Source organism: Marinobacter halodurans, assembly GCF_004327985.1.
Taxonomy (GTDB): Bacteria; Pseudomonadota; Gammaproteobacteria; order Pseudomonadales; family Oleiphilaceae; genus Marinobacter_A; species Marinobacter_A halodurans.
Genome location: NZ_SJDL01000008.1, coordinates 118,335 through 138,145 on the forward strand (window position 1 = coordinate 118,335; position 19,811 = coordinate 138,145).

Consider the following 19,811-nt stretch of genomic DNA (forward strand, 5'->3'; position numbering starts at 1 on the left):
ATAGGGTTACCAGATAAAGCGAAAGGGCGTTTCTATTTAGCTTAGTATTGACAATATGATAATACGTGACCACTATTGGGACGTGGATAACTCCATATTTACGCTTTAATTACCTCATTCAGCCCCGGTCTCCTGGGGCTTTTTTTCGTCTGCCGGAAATGCCCACGTCATCCTTCACCTTTTGATGGCATCCTATGCAGATCTTCAGCCGCCCCACGTGGCCACGGCCATTCAACGCCAGCCCATTTCCGTAGAATAGAAACCAGCCATTACCCCATCAGGGGGGACAACGCCGTTTTTGGAGCAAGCCATGTTCAAGAGTTACGGAAAAGCGATTTCAAACTATGCCAACTTCAAGGGCAGCGAATCCAGAAAGAGCTTCTGGTGTTACATACTTCAGTTTGCTGGGCTGTCCATTGCTGCCGGCACAGTTGATGACCTTTCTGGAACGGGTATCATCGTCAGCACGGGATTCACCCTCTTCATGTTGCTACCGCATATGGCGATCGTCGCTCGCCGGCTTCATGACTCAGGGCTATCCGGTTGGTGGCAGATCCTGTCACTGATTCCAATAGCTGGGGGCATCCTGGTGCTTATTCTTTGCCTCCGCAGACATCGCATGGATAGCCCTTACCACTTAGAAGGGGATCGCTATATGTCGACGCTAAGCGGTGATTACGGTTCAGTGGCAAATGGGCCGGCGCATTGACTCAATCGGCCTGCCGGATGGATTATCGAGTTGGCAGAATTATAGAAAGGTAACCGGATAGATGGCTCAGCTGGTCGTCCACTTCTTCAGCGCAGATCCCGAACAGCTACACGGCGGATACGCCCCCTTTAAATCGGGTGTCGTTAATGTAATCGAGGCGGCCGACTGGTGGATATTAGTACCCATGACCTGGTTCGGGGCAACCGGCAGCGGCCCATCGAAGGAAGCAGCCATAGAAGATCTGAGAGCCAAAGTTCTCAATGCTTTCGATGAGAGTCATGGCCCTCTCATTTTGACGATCACACCATTGGATGAATCAGCATCGCCGGTTGGCAGCAATGACATAGCGGACAACGATTATCCGATTGCGGCCGTCCAGGAAGTTTTCGCTGATAATCAACCTGAAATTACCGGTAGCCTGCCCAGCGGTCCCGGCGTTTCATGCTCTGAAGTCATCGAGTACCAAGAGGGGGTGAACAAGTCCGCCAGCGCGGGCGACCAACTCTCCATGTTTGACCACCAATAGCCGGGCTTGCCGCTTCCTCCTTTCGAAACGTCACGGACATTTACTAAGGCCTTCCTGAATAAACTCCAGCTCCCTCTGATCCATTGAAAGATGCCATTGATTTTTAACGGTGACCCACCTCTCTAGGTATTCGCAGGCAAACTTCGAGTTTCTGGGCATCCAGTTAGCCGGATCGCTCCCACCTTTTGATCGGTTTTCCCCCAAGTAGACGGCGATCAGCGTCCAGCGGTGCCTCGTATCATTGGCATATTCATGTTTCCGCCGAGTAGACCATTCGGAGCCTCCAGAACGATCTACTTCCGCCAGCGGTACCAAATGGTCGATATCAAGCCTCGATGGGTTGGTGAACGTTTTGCCGGAATATGGGTCACGCCATTCACCACGAACCACATCGCATTTTCGATTCGTTTTGAAGGTAACCGGAACAAGACTTTGACGGACCAGCACCTCCTCCCGGGTGTCCCTGCAGTCGCCGTCTGTATCAAGCCAGCTACTCAGATACTGACTTCGATCGTAGGAATGGGGCAGCCCTTTTTTATTGGGTTGATTACCGCCTGATATTAGGGTCGCCCCTGATTTATTGGCGCTGCCGCTCAACACCTTGAGGGCAACAGCCTTGGAAGGAAAGGATTGCCCCGCCAGCGGTCCATGGTGGCAATGATAATTGCCGGCAGAAGAGTCACGATGGCAACCATGGCTATCAAGGCCGCCTCCATGAGCTAAGGCGCCAGCCGAGACAGCGGCCGAAAGAAATCCAGCGACTATCGAGCTGCACACATTTTTGTTGAACACGTTAGTCACGAGCGAGACTCCTGCTCGAACCAGGCGTATATATCCGCCGCGGTTGTCGACGGCCTCTCCCCGATCGCTTTATGCGCGCTGGTGGCTAACCGCTCCATCCTGATCGCATCCCTCTGCTCTTTGAATGCGGCTCTAATTGCCTCCACCGGGATATCCTTACCGTTAACCTCGCATTCGAAGCGTCGCAACTCCTTAAACTTTGTTGGGTCGGGCGAATTGATCAAAACTCGCCGGCGATCGGCTTCGTGAATGTCGTGGACTTCAGCCCAGAAATGAACTGCCTTGGACCAGGCCTCCTTGAGACCTGAACTCTGCATAGTGAACACCCGGTAGATGCGGCGCACACGCCCTTCTACTGCTCTGTCGCTACCGCCAGTCACAATAAATGCTGGCACCCAGTTTTTCCGTTTATCCTGGACGAAACCGAGGGTCAGCCTATGAACGCCGGAAGCACGCTCTGGGGTAGTTTGCGGGCTGTCTTCATTAACAAAGCGCTGATACTCCTTTTCCTGGGCTTCCTCCTCCCAGGCCAGCGCTAACCGATAGGCCTCAAGCTTGCCTCGCTTGTAGTTAATGCTCTCCGGATCCGTGTCAGTGACCTTGAAGTATTCCTGTCGAGGCTTCCCATCAACGCTTCTGGACACACGAAACCCGACAAAACCGCCAGCGTGCTCCCCTTTGTTATAGAAACGAATACCCATTAAATAATTCCCGATTACTGCATAAATAAATCTAACAAGGCGCGCCAGTTTAACGGCACAGGTACCCCTGTGAAGGCAGATATCACCTCACAACCTGTTGGCCTCCAGATAAACAGAGTCGCCTAGATATGAATAGCCGAAAAGCCTGGCGATATGGCGAACGCGCTCCGAAAGGTCGTCGACCAGGAAGGCACCGCCAGCAGCACAATCCTACCAGCAAAACCAGGGATATCAGCTCACGTCACAAACAACAGTGGGGGCCCAAAGCAATAATCGCACAAATCCGACAAATAATATTTTCCTTTATTTTTCATACTGTTGAGCATGGCTCATGGTTGACGCATAACGCGTTACGCGTTATTATTTCCACCATAAACGGTTAGCAACCTCGCCTGAATGGAGTGAGCCATGAACAGCCAGATCGCCCTTTTCGACATTACTGACGCACCGGATCCCAGGGACAAGCATGGCCTGCCTGATCTGTTCAGTTACGACACCATCATCGTTGCGATGTCCGGCAAAGACTCTCTAGCGTGCTTTCTCCACCTGCTTGAGATGGGAGTTCCCCGCGAGAAAATCGAGTTCTGGCACCACCTGCCGGACGGCCGGGAGGGCTCCACCCTGTTTGACTGGCCAGTAACTGAAGCCTACGAGCAGGCGTTGGCAAAGGCTTTTGGAATCAACATCTACATGAGCTGGCGCCAAGGCGGACTGGAAACCGAGATGCTGAAAGAAAACGATCGCTCCAAGCCAATTTCGTTCGAATGCCCATCACACGATGGACAAGGTATCGAACTCAAAACAGGCGGCGGTATCCGCGGTTCCATTTCAACACGCCGGCGCTTCCCCCAGCAGGCCGCTGACCTGAAAACTCGCTGGTGTAGCGGGGCAGCCAAGATAGAAGTTGCCAGCATGGCCCTGAACAACCAGGACCGCCTTCACCACAGTCGCACCCTGTTCGTCACCGGCGAGCGGGCCCAGGAGTCCGGGAACCGCGCCAACTACCTCAAGTTCGAACCCCATCGGTGCGATCGGAGAAACAGCAAGCGCTTGGGCCGCCACGTGGATCACTACAGACCTGTGCACGGCTGGAGCGAAGAAGAAGTCTGGGCGATCATCCAGCGCCATGGCGTGGTCCCGCACCCTGCGTACCGAATGGGGTGGAGTCGCCTTTCATGTATGCGATGCATTTTCGGTTCAAAGAACCAGTGGGCCAGTATCCAGCTCATCGACGAGGAAGGCTTTGAGGCCGTCGCCAACTACGAGGAAGAATTCAACTGCACGATCCATCGCACCATGAGTGTTCGCGAGCAAGCATCCGCTGGAAAGCCGTACAACGCCATTACGAACGAGCTGGCGGCACTGGCAATGAACACCGAGTACAACGCCCCAATCCTCATCGATCCCGCTGACTGGGAACTCCCGGCAGGCGCATTCGGCGAGGACGCCGGGCCAACCTGAGAAAATTGGAATGCCCCGGCTGGGCCGGGGCCTACCTGACCACCGGCATCATGAGCCCAATGGCTGTGATAACCTGCTCGTGGAAAGGTTGGTTTGTTAATACCCGCTCCCTGGGTATGTTCAACCCCAGCTCCGGCTGGGGTTTTTTATCCCTCCCCGCGAACACCCCGAAACCATCTGGCTAATGCCGAGCAGGCAAGATAAACCCACGGCCGTTATTGACTACTTATGGTAGTCAGCGTATCGTAACCCCATTGACTTATTATGGTAGTCACCCGGAGGGAGCGATGACACTGACAACCCAACAACACAGTAACCTCGCCGCCAGCGACCTGGCACATACGACCACTGATCTTTTTGCACCAAACGAGGAAGCGGAAGCGAAACTGACAGTTCTCTCTTTTGGCGCCGGACAGGATAGCTCAGCCCTCCTTGAGCTCTACCTGGATGACCCGGCATTTCGGGAGCAATATGCGCCGAACGACTTCCTTGTCGTTATGTCCGATACAGGGGACGAATTCGACAAAACGTATGAGCATGTTCGCGACGTACAAGTTCGCTGCGATAAAGCTGGTGTTGAATTTCAGTTCATAACAGCCGATCGTGGCTTCCACAGCGATAGCTGGCAGTCATTGCGCCATTTCTACCGCAGCAAAGGCACCATTGGCAGCAAGGCCTACCCGAAGACCTGTACCGACCGGCTCAAGCTCCAGCCTATTTATCGGTTCCTCGAGCACTGGCTGGCGGAGCGTTATGGTGTCCGCTGCCACAAGAAAAGAGGCTTCAGAGAGTTTGCCGCCCGCTACGGACGGATTCGAATGATTCTGGGCATCGCGGCCGGCGAAGAGTCACGAATGGCCGACCCGGCAAAGAGCCAGCACCGCTGGTACCGGGACTCCATTCAACCGGTTTACCCGCTTGTGGACTTGGGTATGGACCGCGCCGCGTGCCAGAAATTGCTGCACGACAAAGGAATGACGGTAATCCCGTCAAACTGCAAGGCGTGCCCATTCCTGAGCCTGACCGAACTGGAGTACCTTCGTCGATTCGACGCTGCTTCGCTTTCTGACTGGGTAGACCTGGAAGCGGCAAAGCTGGCCAAACACGCCGATAAGAATGCCGTCATCGTCACTGACAGTAACGGAGAAGTGAAGCTGGACCGGAACGGCCAGCCCAAGACCAAGAACAAGAACTACGGCGTGTTCGGAACGACACCGCTGCCGGAAAAGATCGCCGAAGCACGGAAACTTCATGAGTCCTGGACGGATGCAGCGATCGCAGAATATCGATACTCACATGGCCATTGCGTGGCCACCGCGTATTGAGCTGGCCCCCTGCTACCCTGCAGGGGATCCGCCAGACCCCTTACAGACACTGGAGGAATGATGAACATTAAACAATGGCGGGCAAGGATGAAGTGGTCGCAACGTGAGGCAGCCCGCCAGCTGGGGCTGACACTAAAGGGCTACCAGGAACTGGAGCGAGGCACGCGATTTGCCACCGGAGAACCATGCCACGTTGATCGCCGTACAAAGCTTGCCTGCCTGTACCTGGAAAGCGACCCGGGCTCTCACCTTCCTGAAGACTGAATACGGCCCAGGGCGACACAGGGCGCCCTTCATAGCCATCAGGATTTATCGTAAGACTAACCCCGCAACGGTCACCCGCTGCGGGAAACCTAAGAAATAGACCGGCCACAAACCCACGAATCTGTCACCAGCCACTCCAGAAAGCTTTATTTCTGCGCTTGGTATTGACGCCTTACGCCTTACGCCTTACCATCCTTATTTATAGAATAGATACTTCTTAATAAACGAGGAAACCCGTTATGACCTACTACAAAATAAGCTCCGGCATGGGTGGCATCTTTATTGTCCGGATCGTGAAGGAGATGGCTGACAACCGCGTCCAGGTAGTCATCGACATGGGCAACCCTGCCTTCGACGGTAGCTCACGGGTCGTCCACCGGGACCAACTGACCCCTTACCGCCCAAGCAAAAGCCAGTAACTCAACCCCAGCATCGAGGGAGTTATCACAATGACCGCATATCGCCAGACGCCAGTCTCCACCAGTGCCTATCCAACTGGCCAAGTTGACCCGCAGACAGCGGAGGAAAACCGCATTCTCGAAAAGGCTACCGCTATCCTGGAGCGTCGCATGAAGACCAAAGGGATAATGATCACCGAGTACGAATCAGCAAGGCGCTACGTTGCCGCGAGAACTGCCAACTACAACCGGGAAGTATTTGGCGTCCTGTGGCTGACAAATCGCCATCGAGTTATTGAGGTCGAAGAACTATTTTTTGGAACAATTGACTCCGCTTCAGTCCATGCGCGCGAAGTCGTTCGAAGCGCCCTGAGCCTCAACGCCGGCGCCGCCATTCTGTTTCACAACCACCCAGCCGGTGACCCAACGCCATCAAGTGCCGACAGAGTTATCACACAGACTCTCGCAGAAGCTCTGAACCCCGTCGGCGTAAAGGTCATTGATCACATCGTTGCCGCAAATGGTGACACCGCATCGATGGCCGCAAGAGGTGAGGTTTAAGCGGTCACAAGGCCCGGCCAATGACCGGGCCTCCGCTATCACTTTCCCGGCACAAGAAACTGCGCAGGATCAAGCTATGACACACCCCAAAACAGCCCTCGGCCAAACAAGCCAGAGCGAAGGACAGCACTTACTGGTCTCACTCGCCATTCAATGGGAACGGGCTGCCCTGAATGGAAAAATGGATATGGAAGCCATAACGCAACTACTCGACAACACGAGCGCTCACATTGGTCGAGACTGGGCGCGCAACCTGGCGCAAGGCTTTACCGCCAGCGCACTGGAGCAAACTTTAAACGTGTTGCTGCCGATTATCGTGGACACCGATCACCACCTGGTGGGCAAGAACAAAGACGAAACCATCGATCAGTGGTTCACCCGGCTGGAACACTCGGGTCCAGAAGCTGTTTACGACTTTCTCGACAGGCTGCGGCCGCTCATCCCGCGCGCCTACCGCCCGGGTGACCATGGACACCAGATGGCTCTCATGATTGCCCTGGTAAACCAGGTCGACAAACACGGGTTGTCGGCAGCGGCAGCTATGACGGCCAGCCACAGGGCGATCAAAAAGCCGGGGAGCCCTGCAGGGCAAACAAAGTTGGCGGGAGCCACCAAATGAACCGGCTCCCCTTCACGCTGACATCCCAACAATGGCGGATCCGGGCAACAGCACTGGTCGTAATCTGCGTCTTGGCAATCCTGGAGCCAATCATCACGGCCTTGTAGGAGGCGCTTAGCCGCAACGCCCATGAGCGGTATCGAGCCAGCCCACCTCAGAACTCAGAAGCGTCAATTATCAGCTGCGAAGTATCACGACCCAGCGCCCGGGATAGCCAGAGATGCACGGCACGGGAGCGCACATCGACTGCAATGGCCGCCGCCATAACCGGAAGATACCCATGCTCGCTAGATTCAACGTGTGCGCACCCAATGCCGGCGCCCGCCAGCCTCACCGCAAACGACTTCAGCTGATTGATATCGTCACTGACAACGATGGCCACCTTTTCGCCCAGACGGCTGGCGGCCGTGCGCGATAAGGTGCGATGCACCACATCTGCAGGAAAAGCCAGCGGACGGTCACTCTGGTCCTCAAGATAACGGCTGGCGGCTATTCGATGGCCGCCGTTGACGTTCTCCCAATGAACACCGTCTCTCCAGTCATCGTTGGTGATTGACGGGTGCTCTTGTCGGGTCACCGAATCTATCATCGTGTCCCGATCGCCTGTGACCCAGCCGTCACAGACCAGAGATGAGCCGAAATCCCGCAGTGACCACCGGAAGGTCTTTTCCCATGTCGTCTTGCACGATCTCATGCTGACGACATCCGCCAGCGCCACGTGTTCATGCCTCGCCTTATCGCGCAACACCAGCGCCGAAAGGTCTCGCCTCACACTCTCCCAAAACGCGTCGTCCATACCGCCTACCGGTACGACCCGGGCACCCGCCAACCACCCAGCCCAGTTCACTCCAGCCAAGACAGCGTACTCCTGACAGCCCGGTACCGGGACAGAATCCAGTGCCCGACTATGCCAGCTCTGGACACTTTCAATGGACGGGAAAATATCAGAAAAAAACTTAGAAATTAGTGACATACAGTCCTTTATAGCTTGACGCGTAAGGCGTTACGCGTTAATATGAACCCAACAATAAGAAATGTCCAAACATATTCAGGGAGTAGTTACATGACCATCATCGTTGCAACACAAGTCGGGGCCAACAAGAATACCGCCCGCATCTGGCTGCAAGGCGACTACCTCACCCGTGGTGGCTTTGAGGTTAACACGGAGTACAAGCGCTCCACGCTGGATGGCAAGATCATCCTGACCATTGACCACAATACCGGGACACACCGGGTCTCCCGCAAGGCTCGCACTGGACAGCCGGTGATCGACATCCTCAACAAAATGGTTGGTGACCTGTACGAAGTGGGCACCAAGATTAAAGCCGTCATCCGCCGCGGCAAGATCGTGATCCGCCGCGCAACCCAGAGCGTTAAGACTTACGCGCGGGAAGCACGGGTTCTGGGCCGCCTGCTTCGCGGTGAGCCCTTGAACGTCGCAAGCCTGTTCCATGGTGGCGGAATTCTCTCAAAGGCCATTCACATGGGGCTGGCGGCCGCTGGCATCCAATCCACGACGGTCTTTGCCTCTGAACTGGAGGGGCGCTATCTCGATGCGAGCCTGAGCGCGAATCCGGAGCTATTCACTGAGAGGACGATCCTCGCAGTTGGTCCTCTGGAAGACGTAGACCTGCCGGAGAAAGCCACAGCAGACATCTTGGAAGCGGGCATTCCCTGCACCGGGGCGTCCCTGAGTGGCCGCAGCAAAGGCAAGCTGGAACACGCCGAGTCACACGAAGCGGCCGGGGCAATGTTCTTCGCTACTCTCCAGTGGATTCAGAGACTTCAGCCTGCAATCAGCATCCTTGAGAATGTCCCCGCCTACCAGAACACTGCAAGCATGGCGGTGATCCGCTCCATGCTCAAAAACTGGGGATACGAGCTGTGTGAAATGGTCCTGAACGGCTGCGAGTATGGCGCACTTGAGAACAGAAATCGTCTGGTTGTCGTTGCGGTGTCCAGCGGTCTTTACGAGCTGATGGACGGCTTTGAAGTCGCCCCCCTGAAGGTCAAGCCGGCCACGCTGGCGGAGGCGCTGGAGCCCATTGGGGAAGACGACAACCTCTGGGACAAGTACGAACACTTGGTAACTAAAGAAGCGCGAGACATCAAGGCTGGCAAGGGTTTCCGCCGCCAGCTGGTGACAGGTGATTCTGAAACGGTTCCTACCATCACCCGCCAGTACCAGAAAGGACGAAGCACCGATCCCTTCCTGCGCCACCCGAGCAACCCGGATCTGTCCCGCCTGTTCACACCAGTTGAACACGCTCGCATCAAAGGGGTACCGGCCGGTTACATCGAGGCCACCGGAACGCCGAAGACGATCGCTCACGAAATCCTCGGCCAAAGCATTGTCTTTCCAGTTTTCGAAGCGGTTGGCTTCAGCATTGCACAGGCGCTTCACCGCGCCTGCCCCGCCCCGACCTCTGTTCCTGAGCCTTCTTACATTGCTGCGGCCTAGAGCCGCAGCCTTTCCCGGTATCACTCCGCCCGCGCCATTCCAGCCGGGCGGTCTCTATATTCACACCGCACCGGGAAAAACACCCCTCCCTGTATAGGCTTTGTCTTTAGGGCGCCACAGCGCCCTCATTCAAACTGTTGGCGGGAACGCCATAGCCACAGACGCAGAATTCCGCTGATCCCCTTGAATTGCCACGAGCGAGGTAGCGCCCTGCCCTGGGGACGCCAAAAACTCACAAGCCGCCAGCCACGCCCGGTATACCGGCAAGCGAAAAGCGATATTTGTTGGCAACGATCACAGAAAACGCTTGCTACGATCTCACCTTCTTGGACGCTCACTTGCACGGCTGTTGCCATGATGTCGTTCTGACATCGCAAACATCTTGGCCGCAACCAAATCCATGAGGCCAGCTTCAGATCTGAGGCGGATGCAAGGTGGGCATGCTTCAGGTGCTCAACTGGATCTGGAAGCGGGCCGTGCCCGGGACCGGTCAAGACTTTGCCTCCCGGGTCATACCATCTTCACTGTCAGCCACCGACCGATATCGATATACCGGGAGCGTCTTCAGGAATGGCTCATCTTCCAACTTCTTGATCCTCTCAAAGCGCGGCGCATTTTCTGGAACCTTGATTAACTGAGGAGCTGACCGAAATGCGCCCGGGTCGTCGCCGGCATAAAACAGCGGCATTCGACTTTTCACATACAGATACGGGGTGTCATCTTCCGCTCTGGGAGAGATAACCAAGGATATGCGCAATTGACTGACCGAATTCTTGACGATGGAAAGCGGCTCGCCTGGATCCAGGGCCAATAACTGCTGGCGATCCCTTTCAACGTAAGGGTTGTCGACTTTCTTCTCCAGGAGTGCCAGCGCTTGGGCCGGGGTAATTCTGTCGCTGGCTCGATCACTGACCCAACGCCAGCGAATCGATGTGGGCAATCTGTCCACAAGGGGGATAGCCCTACCTGCCTGACGCAAGCTCAAACGCGGATGTAGAATGTCGCGCACCACTTCTCCTATCGCGTTATCCCGTAAAACCTTGGGCCGACGCTCGAGGGCGAAGCTCAGCAACCGGTATAGCTCTCCGCGCTCATGACGTTCAACATGGATGCTCCGGCGAAGCTGGGCAACCACGTCCTGAAAAGCGGACTTCGCTTCATTAAGCTGGGCAATTGCCTGGCGCGTGCGTTCGCTTGTCGCGATAGCCGCCATATGAATGGTGGTTTCAGTCGCCGCTTGGCCAGGTTGAAAATACCATTCTGTAACCGCTTGGGCTGCCCGCAGGCGGGCCGCGTAACCTACAACGGGGTGAGGCTCCAAGTATTTGGCGGGCAGGTCTTCATCGTTGAGTATGCAGGCATATGCCTGATCGCCCGCTTCCCGGAGTGACTGAAAAGCGCTCACCAGATCTACCAGCAAACGCTTACAGTGCATTTGCAGGTCGTCGTCTTCTCGCTGAGCATCAGTGATCGTGTCCCGCCAGTCCGAAACCAGGTCAGACAACGGCAACACCATTTGTGCTGCATCATCCACGGCCCCTTCCTCCCTACTTAGCCTCTTTTGGATACCACCGTGCTTCACGCCAGAACGTTTGCCGGTCTACGCCGCGAGCAAAAGCTTCTTCCTCAGCGCATTGCTTGATCTGCTGATAAATCTCGGGGTGACTGTCCACCTGGTCCATGAAAATGCCGACCAGGCGCCGCAAGTCGTAGGGGCAGTGGTTTGAGTTGGCGAAGTGATACGAACTGACATAGGATCCACCGAATAAGGGCCCCAGGTGCGAGGTCCGAAATGACGGGTCTATTTCTCGAATTCGCTCAAGAACTTTTCGCCCAAGCGGCGGTGCCGAGATGAACGTCGAAATGTCCCGCGGGTATCGATAGAGATAGCGCATCAGGATTGAACTGGTAGGATCGATCCGCCGTTTCTTGTGGCTCAACATGCTGTAGTAGGCTTTCGCATTCAAGCCGATCAGCCAGAAAAACTCGGCAGAGGTCATTGGTTCGTCTGAGACGTCAGCATCCGGATTGAGTAGATCCACACCACCCATATTGCGCAGGCTTTGAAAGATATCCTCGCTTCCCCCAACAATTGGGCGCTGCCGAATATTGAAGTCAAACAGGCTTTCAGGCGCCAACTCATCATTGTTCCGCCAGCCTCCCCGGGTGATCGCATCGCGCTCAATCAGATTCCGGGATACGGCTTCATCGCTGAGTACCTGTAAATAAAGCTCAAACCACCCCTTTTTCCGCTCATGCACCTGCATACGGAAAGTCTGCTGATAGGCACTCGGCACCAGGTCCCGAATCAAATCCTCTTCTTCATTGAGTGCCAGCCAATTTCGCGGCATTCGTCTCCGCGCTTGTTCAGTGACTGAGGCGGGTGCATGTTCCTCCAGGTACTGCAACAGGCTTTCCCGGAACACCACCGCCAGCTTTTCCATAACGAGCGTGAAAAGGCGAAGGACGTTGCTGGGCGGATCGCTGGCGGTCCCCGCAGACTCATCATCACCAGAGAGAAGCTTATAGCTGGCGGGATAGGAACGGCCAAACAGCGGGGCAAACATGATCTGACTGGCTTCACGTCGCGATTCCGGGAAATATTCAGTCGATATCAGTGGTTTCACATGCCGCCATACCTCTCTCGCATCAGGCATAGGAATCAGCGGCGCATAATGGGGATACCGCAATAACAAACGGGTCAGCACGGCCTGACTCGGCTTAATCGTTCTGCGAGTCGAATCCTGTTCATCTTCCGGGAGTCCACCTGGTTGTGCCTTTTTCAGACTGCTCAAACGAGTCGGCGGCACATTCATCAGCATCGCCAGGTCAACGCCTTTGATCGACCCTCTAATGCCCTCGCCACTGGCAAACTGCTCCTCCAATCGCGCGTACAATCTTTGGATGATTGACCCGTCAATTGGCTGTAAAACAATATGGTGTTCGGCCATTGCTATGCCCCGTTATCCGACTGGTGAGGTGAGTTTATCAGATGCATATGATGACAGAATGGCGGGTAACAGGCACAGGCGGTTAAACACGCGGTTATTTTGTCAAAAATTATCTAATTGGGACCCTCTCGGATCGTGTTGTGCTAAAGTACGCAAAACTTTTTATACCGATTGGTCAACGACACAATGGAACAAAAACCGCCCGCGTCGCTGGTCGCGCTGAAGACTTTTTTTACCTATAAAGGTCAGCGACCACCAGAAGAGGTAGTGATTTCTCAGGCCGATTTCTCTCTGGACAGCAACACTACGCTCCCTACCTGCGGACAGACTTTGTTATATGGAACCCGGCGCACGCAAGGTGTTCTTGGCCGCGCTTTGATGCAGGCTCATGAACGCGATGAAGAACTCTGCATTGTCGACGTGAAAGTGAACGTTGGGCAGTGGGTCAACCGGAAGCAAAGCTTTGACACCTTTGACCTGCTCCATTTCCTCAAAGTGCCTGATCGGGCAAAACAGGCTGTCCTGGACGACATTGCGGAACACTGGAAACGTCTGCTTGCCCTTAGAGGGCTCCCGCAAGATGATTTCCCGCGAAAAGCATCGCCTCATATGGAGCTGCTCGATGAATTGATCAAAATTGAGCCTTACAACAAGCTCAATGTCATCGGCTTTCCGATTCAGACTACCACCGGCTGGACTCAGGCCGCTGTCGTCACCAATCCGGACGCCATTGTTGAGATCACCCCAATTACCATGTTCGACACCCGAGTCAAGCTGGCGGGCATGGAGTAGCCCTTAGAGCGCCAGCCCATGTTGCAGCACCCTCGCAATAGCTCGGGCTCGCCTCCGCCCAATACCGTCAACAGTCTCAATCTCTGAAGGCAGCGCGTTTGCCAGGGCCTGTATCGTTCCAAACCGATAAAGGATCGCCTCGGCGAGTGACCGGCTAATACCGGGAATGGTCTGCAGGAGAGCGCACTTTTCATCGAGCAAAGTAATCACCGGCCGGGTTTCAGATCTGACAATTGCACTTCGCTGGAAATGTCCAAGTAATTGCCAAATAAGCTCTACCGCGCGCTCGTCCGACTCACATGGAAACACTGACACTTGATCAACGGCGGTGACAAAGCTTATAGCGCCGTCGATCTGGCGCCTGGTCATCTGCGAAGAAAGCATGTCGTACACATTGCATTGGATCAGGACAACGGCCATCACCCTGTGGTCGGTGTTCGCGGCCTGAAAATTCAATGCCTCCGTCGCTTCAAAAAGCAGGCCCTGACCTTCAATAAGATCGTCAGCATTTCCATCCTGGACCGCCAGCAGACGTCTGATTACCAACTCGTCGCCACGAGAATTGAAATAACTCAGGTCAACCTTCAGCTCTGGATTCTCTCGAACCTCTACTCGCTCATGGCTCGACAGCGCCTTACCGATGTCGTTATGGAGTGCCGGGCCAATCGTAACCCGGATAGGATCATCAATACGGGGCGGCTTTCGTCCCGCAGCTGGCCGGGGCGCGGTATCGTCACCGGGCTCCGCTTGATCTAGCTGACGGCAAACAGATTCCCAATCCCAAGACGCTTCCACACCAAGACATTTCAACACTTCCCGCTTCAGAGACGCATAGACACTGCCAGCCAACGCGCCCTGCTTCCTGAAGGCAAGCAGGGACCATTGATGCGGCCCTTTATTTGACTCCTGGAGCCAAACACTCAAAGCCAACGAATCCAGATCAAGTCCGGCCTGACCAATAATCTCCTCTTTCAGAGATCGCCCCAGGTAGAGGCGCAACCTTCCCGTTTCAGGGTGTCTCCAACTGTTAATATCAACCATATCCAATCCTCGATGACTCAGGCCATTGTACCGGTTAAAAAACCACCAGCACGGCAGGTTTCACGGCACCGAAAACTTCCGCTTCATGATTGACAAAAAACGCGTTACGCGTTACCTTTATTACGAGCCAATAAAAATATCTATTTTATGTAATTCGAACTATCAAGCGTTTATATCTGGAGAAAATTATGAAGCACATCATCACACTATTTATTGCACTTATTATAACCCCGGTCCCAGCATTCGCTTTGTCTCCAAGCGCCCCTGTATCAGGAACGGCAACCGTTATTAACGTTGTTGACGGCGACACCTATGACCTGCAACTGGACAGCCAGCAGAAATTCAATGCGATCTACCAATCCGTTGGCGCAAATGAACACCAGTATATGCAGCCTGAATCCTCATCAATCCGTGTCAGACTCGGATCGATAGACACTGCCGAATCAAAACACCCTGATGCCTCCAAAAATACAGCTGAGGGTCGCCGTGCCAGCGCAATTGTTGCCAGCAAACTTCAAGGAGCCAGGGTTGGCTATAAGTGCTACGACCTGGGCTACTACAAGCGAGTGATCTGCCATATCAGTCAGAACAACCAGGACCTGGGCGCTTGGCTGATCCAGCTCGATCTGTCGGACTACATTGACCAATATGGACGCGATCCCTACCTGCACGAACTGTATACCCGGCTGGACCGCGAAAAGTGAGCGCTCAAGTCAAGGTTGTCCGCTGGTCCTGCGGGCTTTTGATCGGCTTCAACGTTGTATTAGGAACTATATTGTCAATTAACGGGTTCTCACCCGTATTAGCAATCTTTCTTGCCGTAATGGCGGCTATGATTAACTGTTTTTAAACCTTCCTCCCTGAAGGTAGACGTTTAGCACCCCATGCGGGTGCTTTTTTACTTTAAATACCCCGTAGAAGTTGACTAAAAAGGCGTTACGCCTTATATTGTTATCATATCGATAAACGCTGATAACTGGAGAGGCGGAATGATGAACTCAGTAGCAACGGTTGAACAAACAACAGAAGATGGTGCCCGGGAACTGCCGACCAACAGGATTATCGTTGACCCTGAGCGAAACCCGCGTCGCTTCCGTTCAGCAGAGGTCTACAAAGCTCGTCGCGAGTCAATCCGCCAGCAGGGCGTCCTCCAATCTGTCCTGGTGCGCCCACACCCCGAACGCGAAGGCTATTTTCTGCTGGTCGCCGGTTACACCCGAATGGAAATCGTTCTGGAACTGGCAATCCCATCCGTCCCGGCTCGGATCAAAAATCTGACCGAAAGGGAGGCGCGTGACGCTGCGCTCAGCGAGAACATTCACCGGGACGATATGTCACCAATGGATGAAGGCATCGAGGCCAAAGAACTTCTCGCTGAGAACAACAATGATCGCGATGAGGTCTGCAAGCGACTCGGCTGGTCGATGAGCAAGCTGAGAAACCGAATCCAGTTGACCCATTGCTGTGATGAAGTTGGCCAAGCGCTGACCGACAACAGGATCACAATCAATCACGCCGAAATCCTGTCGACGCTGCGCGAGGACACTCAGCGCAAGGCACTGGAAATCACCCTCAAGAACAACCTACATCACGATGCGCTGCGCGAGAAAATTGAGGCGCTTTCGCTCAAGCTCAACATTGCACCGTTCGACAAAACGGACTGCCAGAATTGCCCCCACAACTCATCGTTGCAGAGCAACCTGTTTGATACCGGGATCAACGAAGGCCGGTGCCTCAACAAGCAATGCTTTGAGCAGAAAACCGATGAATTTCTCGAGGAAACCCGCGACACGCAGCGTGAGTCGTTCAACCGGGTTGAACTCGACCGGGACATTGCAGAGGGGGCAACCACCATCATTGCTACCAGCGGGCAAAATGGCGTTGGCCGCGATCAGTTTTCCGCCTGCCAATCATGCAGTCACTACGGCGCTTTGGTGAAGACGCGCCCAGGGCAAGCGGGCAATGTCCAGCCCCATGTTTGTTTCGACCTCAAATGCCACAAGGTCAAAGTGAGCAGCTACCAGGAGCTGATTGCAACAGACAGCGGGGCGTCAACCTCCTTGCCCGGCAACGCCGGTGGATCGACCAGTGCAAAGGTCAAAGGCTCGAAAGGCAAAACCACCAAGCCCAAGGCTGAGGCGAGCGCACCGGCTACCCCGCAAAAGATTCGAGAGCGGATTCACAGCGTTCACCGCCACGCGGCCGCGGAAACCGTGAGAACACGACCGACCCAGGCAAAAGCTATTGCGCTGGCGGAACTCATGGTCCAGAGCAAACAAGTCCCGGAAGGTTTTGACCCCTCTGTTGCGAAGGAACTGTCGTTCTATGACAGCGACACCAAAACCCGGACGATGATCGTTAAGTCCCTCGCAGGTGCCAGTGACACATTGATCGATGACATGATCGCCAGCGTTGCCTCCAAAACGGTTGCAGAATCAACACGGCAAATGTCGGGCCTGGGATCGCGCGAAAATGATCCATATGGAGCCCTGGCGGCGGAGCTGGCCAGAACCAATGGAGCCGACCTCACCTCCCATTTCACAATGGATCGGGAATACCTGGACGCGCACACCAAGCCTGTCATCAAGACGCTTTTACAGGCCAGTGGATTCGACCATTACTACGACACGGCTAACGGCCAGTCGAGCTTTGCCAAGCTTCTGAAAGAAAAGAAATCGGACATCCTGGACATTGTTGAAAAGAGCGACTTTTCTTTCAGCGGATTCGTGCCCGACAACATGGCCTTAGCCGATCACTCAACGGACACTGATAAACAATAACGTCACCTGCAGGCGTGGACCCACCGCGCCTGCCCTCCCTTCATACCGCGCTAACGCGCAAAGCCGGTTTCGAGTCTTAAAGAGCAATATTTAATTGGTTTTGTGGTTGACGCGTAACGCGTTACGCCTTACTATAACCATACACTCACACAGGGGAACAAACGCATGAGCCTGATCGCAGCACTCCGCCCATTGCTTGGTAGCAAAACCACTCGCGTTACGCTGGAAGTCAGCGCGAAAGACGACACCCAACTGATCGTTATTGCCAAGCCCATCACGACACCGGTTCCGGCCAATGCCAGCGAAGAACTTCAGCACCTGATGGCAGGTCTGTCCATGCCATTCAAGGTGATCGCAGAGCCTGACAACATCGAGCGCGAGTTGGTGGCCGAAATCACCAAAGCCGCCCCGACCCGAGACGACTGGAGCGAACGGGCTCTCCAGATTGAAGCCGCAGCCAACGCTGCTTCAGACACCAGCAAAACAACCACCACCCCATCGGCGGCCCCGGCTGCCGAGCAAACACGCGACCAGGACGACGACAATGCGTCTGACCTCGAAGAACTGAACAGCCTTTAAGGAGCGAACATCATGGCAACGATTGAAATGCAACGCGTCTTCCGCCTGGGTGCTACTGACCTGCCAGACCCTGATCCGAACGCTGCGCCAGCCGCTGTCCTGGAGCACTACGCAACTCAATACCCTCAGCTTCGCTACGGCAAGGTTGAAGAACACGGAAGCGAGGGGGACCGGTTGGTGTACGTGCTGAAAGAGGCTCAATTCAAAGCCAACGGCTGAACAGGTGGACTGATGAGCCAACAACCGGACTGGAACACTCTCAAGGCGTGGGCCAATGAAGCCCGCGCTACACAACCCAAACCAAGCGGGACAGAAGAGGAAACCGAGCCATGCTTGTCACAGCGCCAGATGCAAACGCTCAAAGGGATCGCTCTCAACGCCAAGACGGCACCCGCTTCTTTGCCCAGGCACAGCCTCATCCCGCGCTAACTATGCTGACACTGCCTCGCTTTGAGCGCGGCAGTGATTTTATCTCCGCAACCTCTGACCTCTTTCGATATTTCCGACCAGATCGGGCCAGCTTGGCCAACACCCTGATGGTCAGCCATGCTTTGGGGGCAACCTCGACTCAGAACGTCAACAACATCATCGAGGACGGCCTGAAGGAGATAGTTGTCTGGCAACGCACGTGTCGCGACCTTTCAACCTGGGGACAGCGAGTTTCCCTGGCAGAGTTCAGCGTCGACTGGACCACCACAATCCCTCTGAGAGCCATAGCCTCTCATGCGATTGAGCTTGCTGAAGTCGGATACACCGATCGGTCAACGACCCACATCGCCGTATGCGACCTCTATGCGGTTGAAAAGCAAGCCAGCACGGTTCCACCCCGCCGCATCTTGAAACACGTTGAGACAACTGCTGAGAGCCTTTGCAAGCATCTGACGGGACCGGGGGCAGACGACCCTGCTGTAAACCAGTTGGATGTGAATTTTCGCTCGCTGCTTGGGATCGACTCCAGCTGGCCAGGATCGTTCATAAGGGATGACCCGGTTGCCAGTAGTCGATCCGCTTTCGGCTACGTTCAGCCAAACGATATGACTGCGTATTGCATGACGCCGATAACCGGTAAATTGACCACGGCGCAGCGCGAAGCATTTCTTCAGGCACTGGAATTGATCAACCTCTATCTGCGCCCCTGCTCAACACCGGTAGACTTGCTGGAGTTCGCCGCATTTTCTTTCGATGAGATCGAGGCCGAGATTGAACAGTTACACGAAGAACTGGACGTCACGGACCTGGAGGCGGCCAACTTCGACAAGCTCGAGGAAGCTATAGAGAAATCTGGCGACTACATGATGTGCTGTGATGCCGAAACAGCGCTGTTCTATCAATCGCTATACGACGATATGCGGGTTGCTAAAGACTACTGGAGCGTCCCCGAAGTTGCGACCTTGAACGGAAACAACGCAATCTCTCGCTTCTGCCGAAAAGTTGGGGGACTGAAGAAGCTGGGGGCTGAAGGCGAGGACCAAGCTAAGATTCTCGAATGGCTGGCGGAAACAGCCGAAGTGTTGGCTCCGTACAACGGATCAGACAACACCATCCTTGATGTGACAGACATGCCGAACCAACTGGCTGAAACACTGGTGCTCCTGCCCAGCGACGAGGAAGAAACCGAGATCATGGCACCTATTCGCGACAACCTGGATGGGTTCAGCGAGATGGTCATGTCAGACCCCGATGAGAGACGTTTAGAACTGGACTGGAACCTTCCGCTGGCTGAGCTTTTGGCGCTGCGCCTGCGATTCCTGGAGGGCGCACAACTGATCGCAAAGCTGTAATTCAAGATTGAACAATAACGCGTTACGCGTTATTATGTCGGAAACATCGCCAGCTGGAGCA

General features: G+C 54.7%; 21 protein-coding genes. 15 read left to right on the top strand and 6 right to left on the bottom strand.

The window, feature by feature from the left end; all coding sequences use genetic code 11:
• Positions 1–310 precede the first annotated feature (310 nt).
• Complete coding sequence (locus EZI54_RS07315) at positions 311–709, top strand: DUF805 domain-containing protein (RefSeq protein WP_131480539.1); 399 nt, start codon at positions 311–313, stop codon at positions 707–709.
• A 61-nt stretch (positions 710–770) separates the two neighbouring features.
• Positions 771–1,235: a hypothetical protein gene (locus tag EZI54_RS07320; protein WP_131480541.1), complete on the top strand. Its 465-nt coding sequence runs from the start codon at positions 771–773 to the stop codon at positions 1,233–1,235.
• Between the two features lie 30 nt (positions 1,236–1,265).
• On the opposite strand, the gene EZI54_RS07325 is transcribed toward EZI54_RS07320, so the two are convergent.
• Both EZI54_RS07325 and EZI54_RS07330 read right to left on the bottom strand, forming a co-directional pair.
• Positions 1,266–2,036, bottom strand: a complete 771-nt coding sequence (locus tag EZI54_RS07325; RefSeq protein ID WP_131480543.1) for a YHYH domain-containing protein — start codon at positions 2,034–2,036, stop codon at positions 1,266–1,268.
• Complete coding sequence (locus EZI54_RS07330; protein ID WP_131480545.1) at positions 2,033–2,737, bottom strand: hypothetical protein; 705 nt, start codon at positions 2,735–2,737, stop codon at positions 2,033–2,035. The genes EZI54_RS07325 and EZI54_RS07330 overlap by 4 nt, the downstream gene beginning before the upstream one ends.
• Positions 2,738–3,145: 408 nt before the next feature.
• Between EZI54_RS07330 and EZI54_RS07335 the strand changes: the two genes are divergently transcribed.
• The 6 genes from EZI54_RS07335 (at position 3,146) to EZI54_RS07360 (ending at position 7,365) form a co-directional block, all read left to right on the top strand.
• Positions 3,146–4,198, top strand: a complete 1,053-nt coding sequence (locus EZI54_RS07335) for a phosphoadenosine phosphosulfate reductase domain-containing protein (RefSeq protein WP_131480547.1) — start codon at positions 3,146–3,148, stop codon at positions 4,196–4,198.
• Positions 4,199–4,485: 287 nt separating this feature from the next.
• Complete coding sequence (locus EZI54_RS07340) at positions 4,486–5,523, top strand: adenine nucleotide alpha hydrolase family protein (protein ID WP_131480549.1); 1,038 nt, start codon at positions 4,486–4,488, stop codon at positions 5,521–5,523.
• Between the two features lie 60 nt (positions 5,524–5,583).
• Positions 5,584–5,787: a helix-turn-helix domain-containing protein gene (locus EZI54_RS25410; RefSeq protein WP_207389176.1), complete on the top strand. Its 204-nt coding sequence runs from the start codon at positions 5,584–5,586 to the stop codon at positions 5,785–5,787.
• Between the two features lie 239 nt (positions 5,788–6,026).
• On the top strand, positions 6,027–6,206 hold the full coding sequence (locus EZI54_RS07350) for a hypothetical protein (RefSeq protein ID WP_131480553.1): 180 nt from the start codon (positions 6,027–6,029) through the stop codon (positions 6,204–6,206).
• Between the two features lie 30 nt (positions 6,207–6,236).
• Positions 6,237–6,746 (top strand): JAB domain-containing protein, encoded by a 510-nt coding sequence (locus EZI54_RS07355; RefSeq protein WP_131480555.1) that lies wholly within the window; start codon positions 6,237–6,239, stop codon positions 6,744–6,746.
• Between the two features lie 76 nt (positions 6,747–6,822).
• A complete protein-coding gene (locus tag EZI54_RS07360) occupies positions 6,823–7,365 on the top strand; it encodes a hypothetical protein (RefSeq protein ID WP_131480557.1) in 543 nt (180 codons plus the stop codon).
• A gap of 154 nt (positions 7,366–7,519) precedes the next feature.
• Here EZI54_RS07360 and EZI54_RS07365 read toward each other — a convergent pair whose 3' ends face one another.
• A complete protein-coding gene (locus tag EZI54_RS07365; protein ID WP_131480559.1) occupies positions 7,520–8,161 on the bottom strand; it encodes a hypothetical protein in 642 nt (213 codons plus the stop codon).
• 267 nt (positions 8,162–8,428) lie between these two features.
• On the opposite strand from EZI54_RS07365, the gene EZI54_RS07370 reads away from it, so the two are divergent.
• Entirely contained in the window at positions 8,429–9,826 is a 1,398-nt protein-coding gene (locus EZI54_RS07370; protein ID WP_165495710.1) for a DNA cytosine methyltransferase, read from the top strand.
• Between the two features lie 490 nt (positions 9,827–10,316).
• Here the strand turns inward: EZI54_RS07370 and EZI54_RS07375 are convergent, their stop codons facing one another.
• Both EZI54_RS07375 and EZI54_RS07380 read right to left on the bottom strand, forming a co-directional pair.
• Complete coding sequence (locus EZI54_RS07375) at positions 10,317–11,360, bottom strand: hypothetical protein (protein WP_131480563.1); 1,044 nt, start codon at positions 11,358–11,360, stop codon at positions 10,317–10,319.
• A gap of 13 nt (positions 11,361–11,373) precedes the next feature.
• Complete coding sequence (locus EZI54_RS07380; protein WP_131480565.1) at positions 11,374–12,777, bottom strand: hypothetical protein; 1,404 nt, start codon at positions 12,775–12,777, stop codon at positions 11,374–11,376.
• Positions 12,778–12,963: 186 nt separating this feature from the next.
• Here EZI54_RS07380 and EZI54_RS07385 point away from each other — a divergent pair, with 186 nt between their 5' ends.
• A complete protein-coding gene (locus EZI54_RS07385) occupies positions 12,964–13,569 on the top strand; it encodes a hypothetical protein (RefSeq protein ID WP_131480566.1) in 606 nt (201 codons plus the stop codon).
• A 3-nt stretch (positions 13,570–13,572) separates the two neighbouring features.
• On the opposite strand, the gene EZI54_RS07390 is transcribed toward EZI54_RS07385, so the two are convergent.
• Complete coding sequence (locus EZI54_RS07390; protein WP_131480569.1) at positions 13,573–14,610, bottom strand: helix-hairpin-helix domain-containing protein; 1,038 nt, start codon at positions 14,608–14,610, stop codon at positions 13,573–13,575.
• A gap of 188 nt (positions 14,611–14,798) precedes the next feature.
• Here EZI54_RS07390 and EZI54_RS07395 point away from each other — a divergent pair, with 188 nt between their 5' ends.
• From EZI54_RS07395 to EZI54_RS07415, 5 genes are all read left to right on the top strand, one after another.
• On the top strand, positions 14,799–15,314 hold the full coding sequence (locus EZI54_RS07395; protein ID WP_131480571.1) for a thermonuclease family protein: 516 nt from the start codon (positions 14,799–14,801) through the stop codon (positions 15,312–15,314).
• A 285-nt stretch (positions 15,315–15,599) separates the two neighbouring features.
• On the top strand, positions 15,600–17,390 hold the full coding sequence (locus EZI54_RS07400; protein ID WP_131480573.1) for a PRTRC system ParB family protein: 1,791 nt from the start codon (positions 15,600–15,602) through the stop codon (positions 17,388–17,390).
• Positions 17,391–17,555: 165 nt separating this feature from the next.
• The gene (locus tag EZI54_RS07405) at positions 17,556–17,969 is read left to right on the top strand and encodes a hypothetical protein (protein ID WP_131480575.1); all 414 of its coding nucleotides are present in this window, start codon (positions 17,556–17,558) and stop codon (positions 17,967–17,969) included.
• 12 nt (positions 17,970–17,981) lie between these two features.
• Positions 17,982–18,188 (top strand): PRTRC system protein C, encoded by a 207-nt coding sequence (locus tag EZI54_RS07410; RefSeq protein WP_131480577.1) that lies wholly within the window; start codon positions 17,982–17,984, stop codon positions 18,186–18,188.
• Between the two features lie 110 nt (positions 18,189–18,298).
• Entirely contained in the window at positions 18,299–19,750 is a 1,452-nt protein-coding gene (locus EZI54_RS07415) for a hypothetical protein (RefSeq protein WP_131480579.1), read from the top strand.
• Positions 19,751–19,811: the final 61 nt, after the last annotated feature.

What these genes read in the sequence shown, in the direction of transcription:
- EZI54_RS07365 (WP_131480559.1), bottom strand. Translation starts at nt 8,161, where the DNA reads ATGGACGACGCGTTTTGGGAGAGTGTGAGGCGAGACCTTTCGGCGCTG.
- EZI54_RS25410 (WP_207389176.1), top strand. Translation starts at nt 5,584, where the DNA reads ATGAACATTAAACAATGGCGGGCAAGGATGAAGTGGTCGCAACGTGAG.
- EZI54_RS07405 (WP_131480575.1), top strand. Translation starts at nt 17,556, where the DNA reads ATGAGCCTGATCGCAGCACTCCGCCCATTGCTTGGTAGCAAAACCACT.
- EZI54_RS07330 (WP_131480545.1), bottom strand. Translation starts at nt 2,737, where the DNA reads ATGGGTATTCGTTTCTATAACAAAGGGGAGCACGCTGGCGGTTTTGTC.
- EZI54_RS07380 (WP_131480565.1), bottom strand. Translation starts at nt 12,777, where the DNA reads ATGGCCGAACACCATATTGTTTTACAGCCAATTGACGGGTCAATCATC.
- EZI54_RS07315 (WP_131480539.1), top strand. Translation starts at nt 311, where the DNA reads ATGTTCAAGAGTTACGGAAAAGCGATTTCAAACTATGCCAACTTCAAG.
- EZI54_RS07385 (WP_131480566.1), top strand. Translation starts at nt 12,964, where the DNA reads ATGGAACAAAAACCGCCCGCGTCGCTGGTCGCGCTGAAGACTTTTTTT.
- EZI54_RS07340 (WP_131480549.1), top strand. Translation starts at nt 4,486, where the DNA reads ATGACACTGACAACCCAACAACACAGTAACCTCGCCGCCAGCGACCTG.
- EZI54_RS07320 (WP_131480541.1), top strand. Translation starts at nt 771, where the DNA reads ATGGCTCAGCTGGTCGTCCACTTCTTCAGCGCAGATCCCGAACAGCTA.
- EZI54_RS07335 (WP_131480547.1), top strand. Translation starts at nt 3,146, where the DNA reads ATGAACAGCCAGATCGCCCTTTTCGACATTACTGACGCACCGGATCCC.
- EZI54_RS07410 (WP_131480577.1), top strand. Translation starts at nt 17,982, where the DNA reads ATGGCAACGATTGAAATGCAACGCGTCTTCCGCCTGGGTGCTACTGAC.
- EZI54_RS07350 (WP_131480553.1), top strand. Translation starts at nt 6,027, where the DNA reads ATGACCTACTACAAAATAAGCTCCGGCATGGGTGGCATCTTTATTGTC.
- EZI54_RS07355 (WP_131480555.1), top strand. Translation starts at nt 6,237, where the DNA reads ATGACCGCATATCGCCAGACGCCAGTCTCCACCAGTGCCTATCCAACT.
- EZI54_RS07395 (WP_131480571.1), top strand. Translation starts at nt 14,799, where the DNA reads ATGAAGCACATCATCACACTATTTATTGCACTTATTATAACCCCGGTC.
- EZI54_RS07415 (WP_131480579.1), top strand. Translation starts at nt 18,299, where the DNA reads ATGCTTGTCACAGCGCCAGATGCAAACGCTCAAAGGGATCGCTCTCAA.
- EZI54_RS07390 (WP_131480569.1), bottom strand. Translation starts at nt 14,610, where the DNA reads ATGGTTGATATTAACAGTTGGAGACACCCTGAAACGGGAAGGTTGCGC.
- EZI54_RS07370 (WP_165495710.1), top strand. Translation starts at nt 8,429, where the DNA reads ATGACCATCATCGTTGCAACACAAGTCGGGGCCAACAAGAATACCGCC.
- EZI54_RS07400 (WP_131480573.1), top strand. Translation starts at nt 15,600, where the DNA reads ATGATGAACTCAGTAGCAACGGTTGAACAAACAACAGAAGATGGTGCC.
- EZI54_RS07360 (WP_131480557.1), top strand. Translation starts at nt 6,823, where the DNA reads ATGACACACCCCAAAACAGCCCTCGGCCAAACAAGCCAGAGCGAAGGA.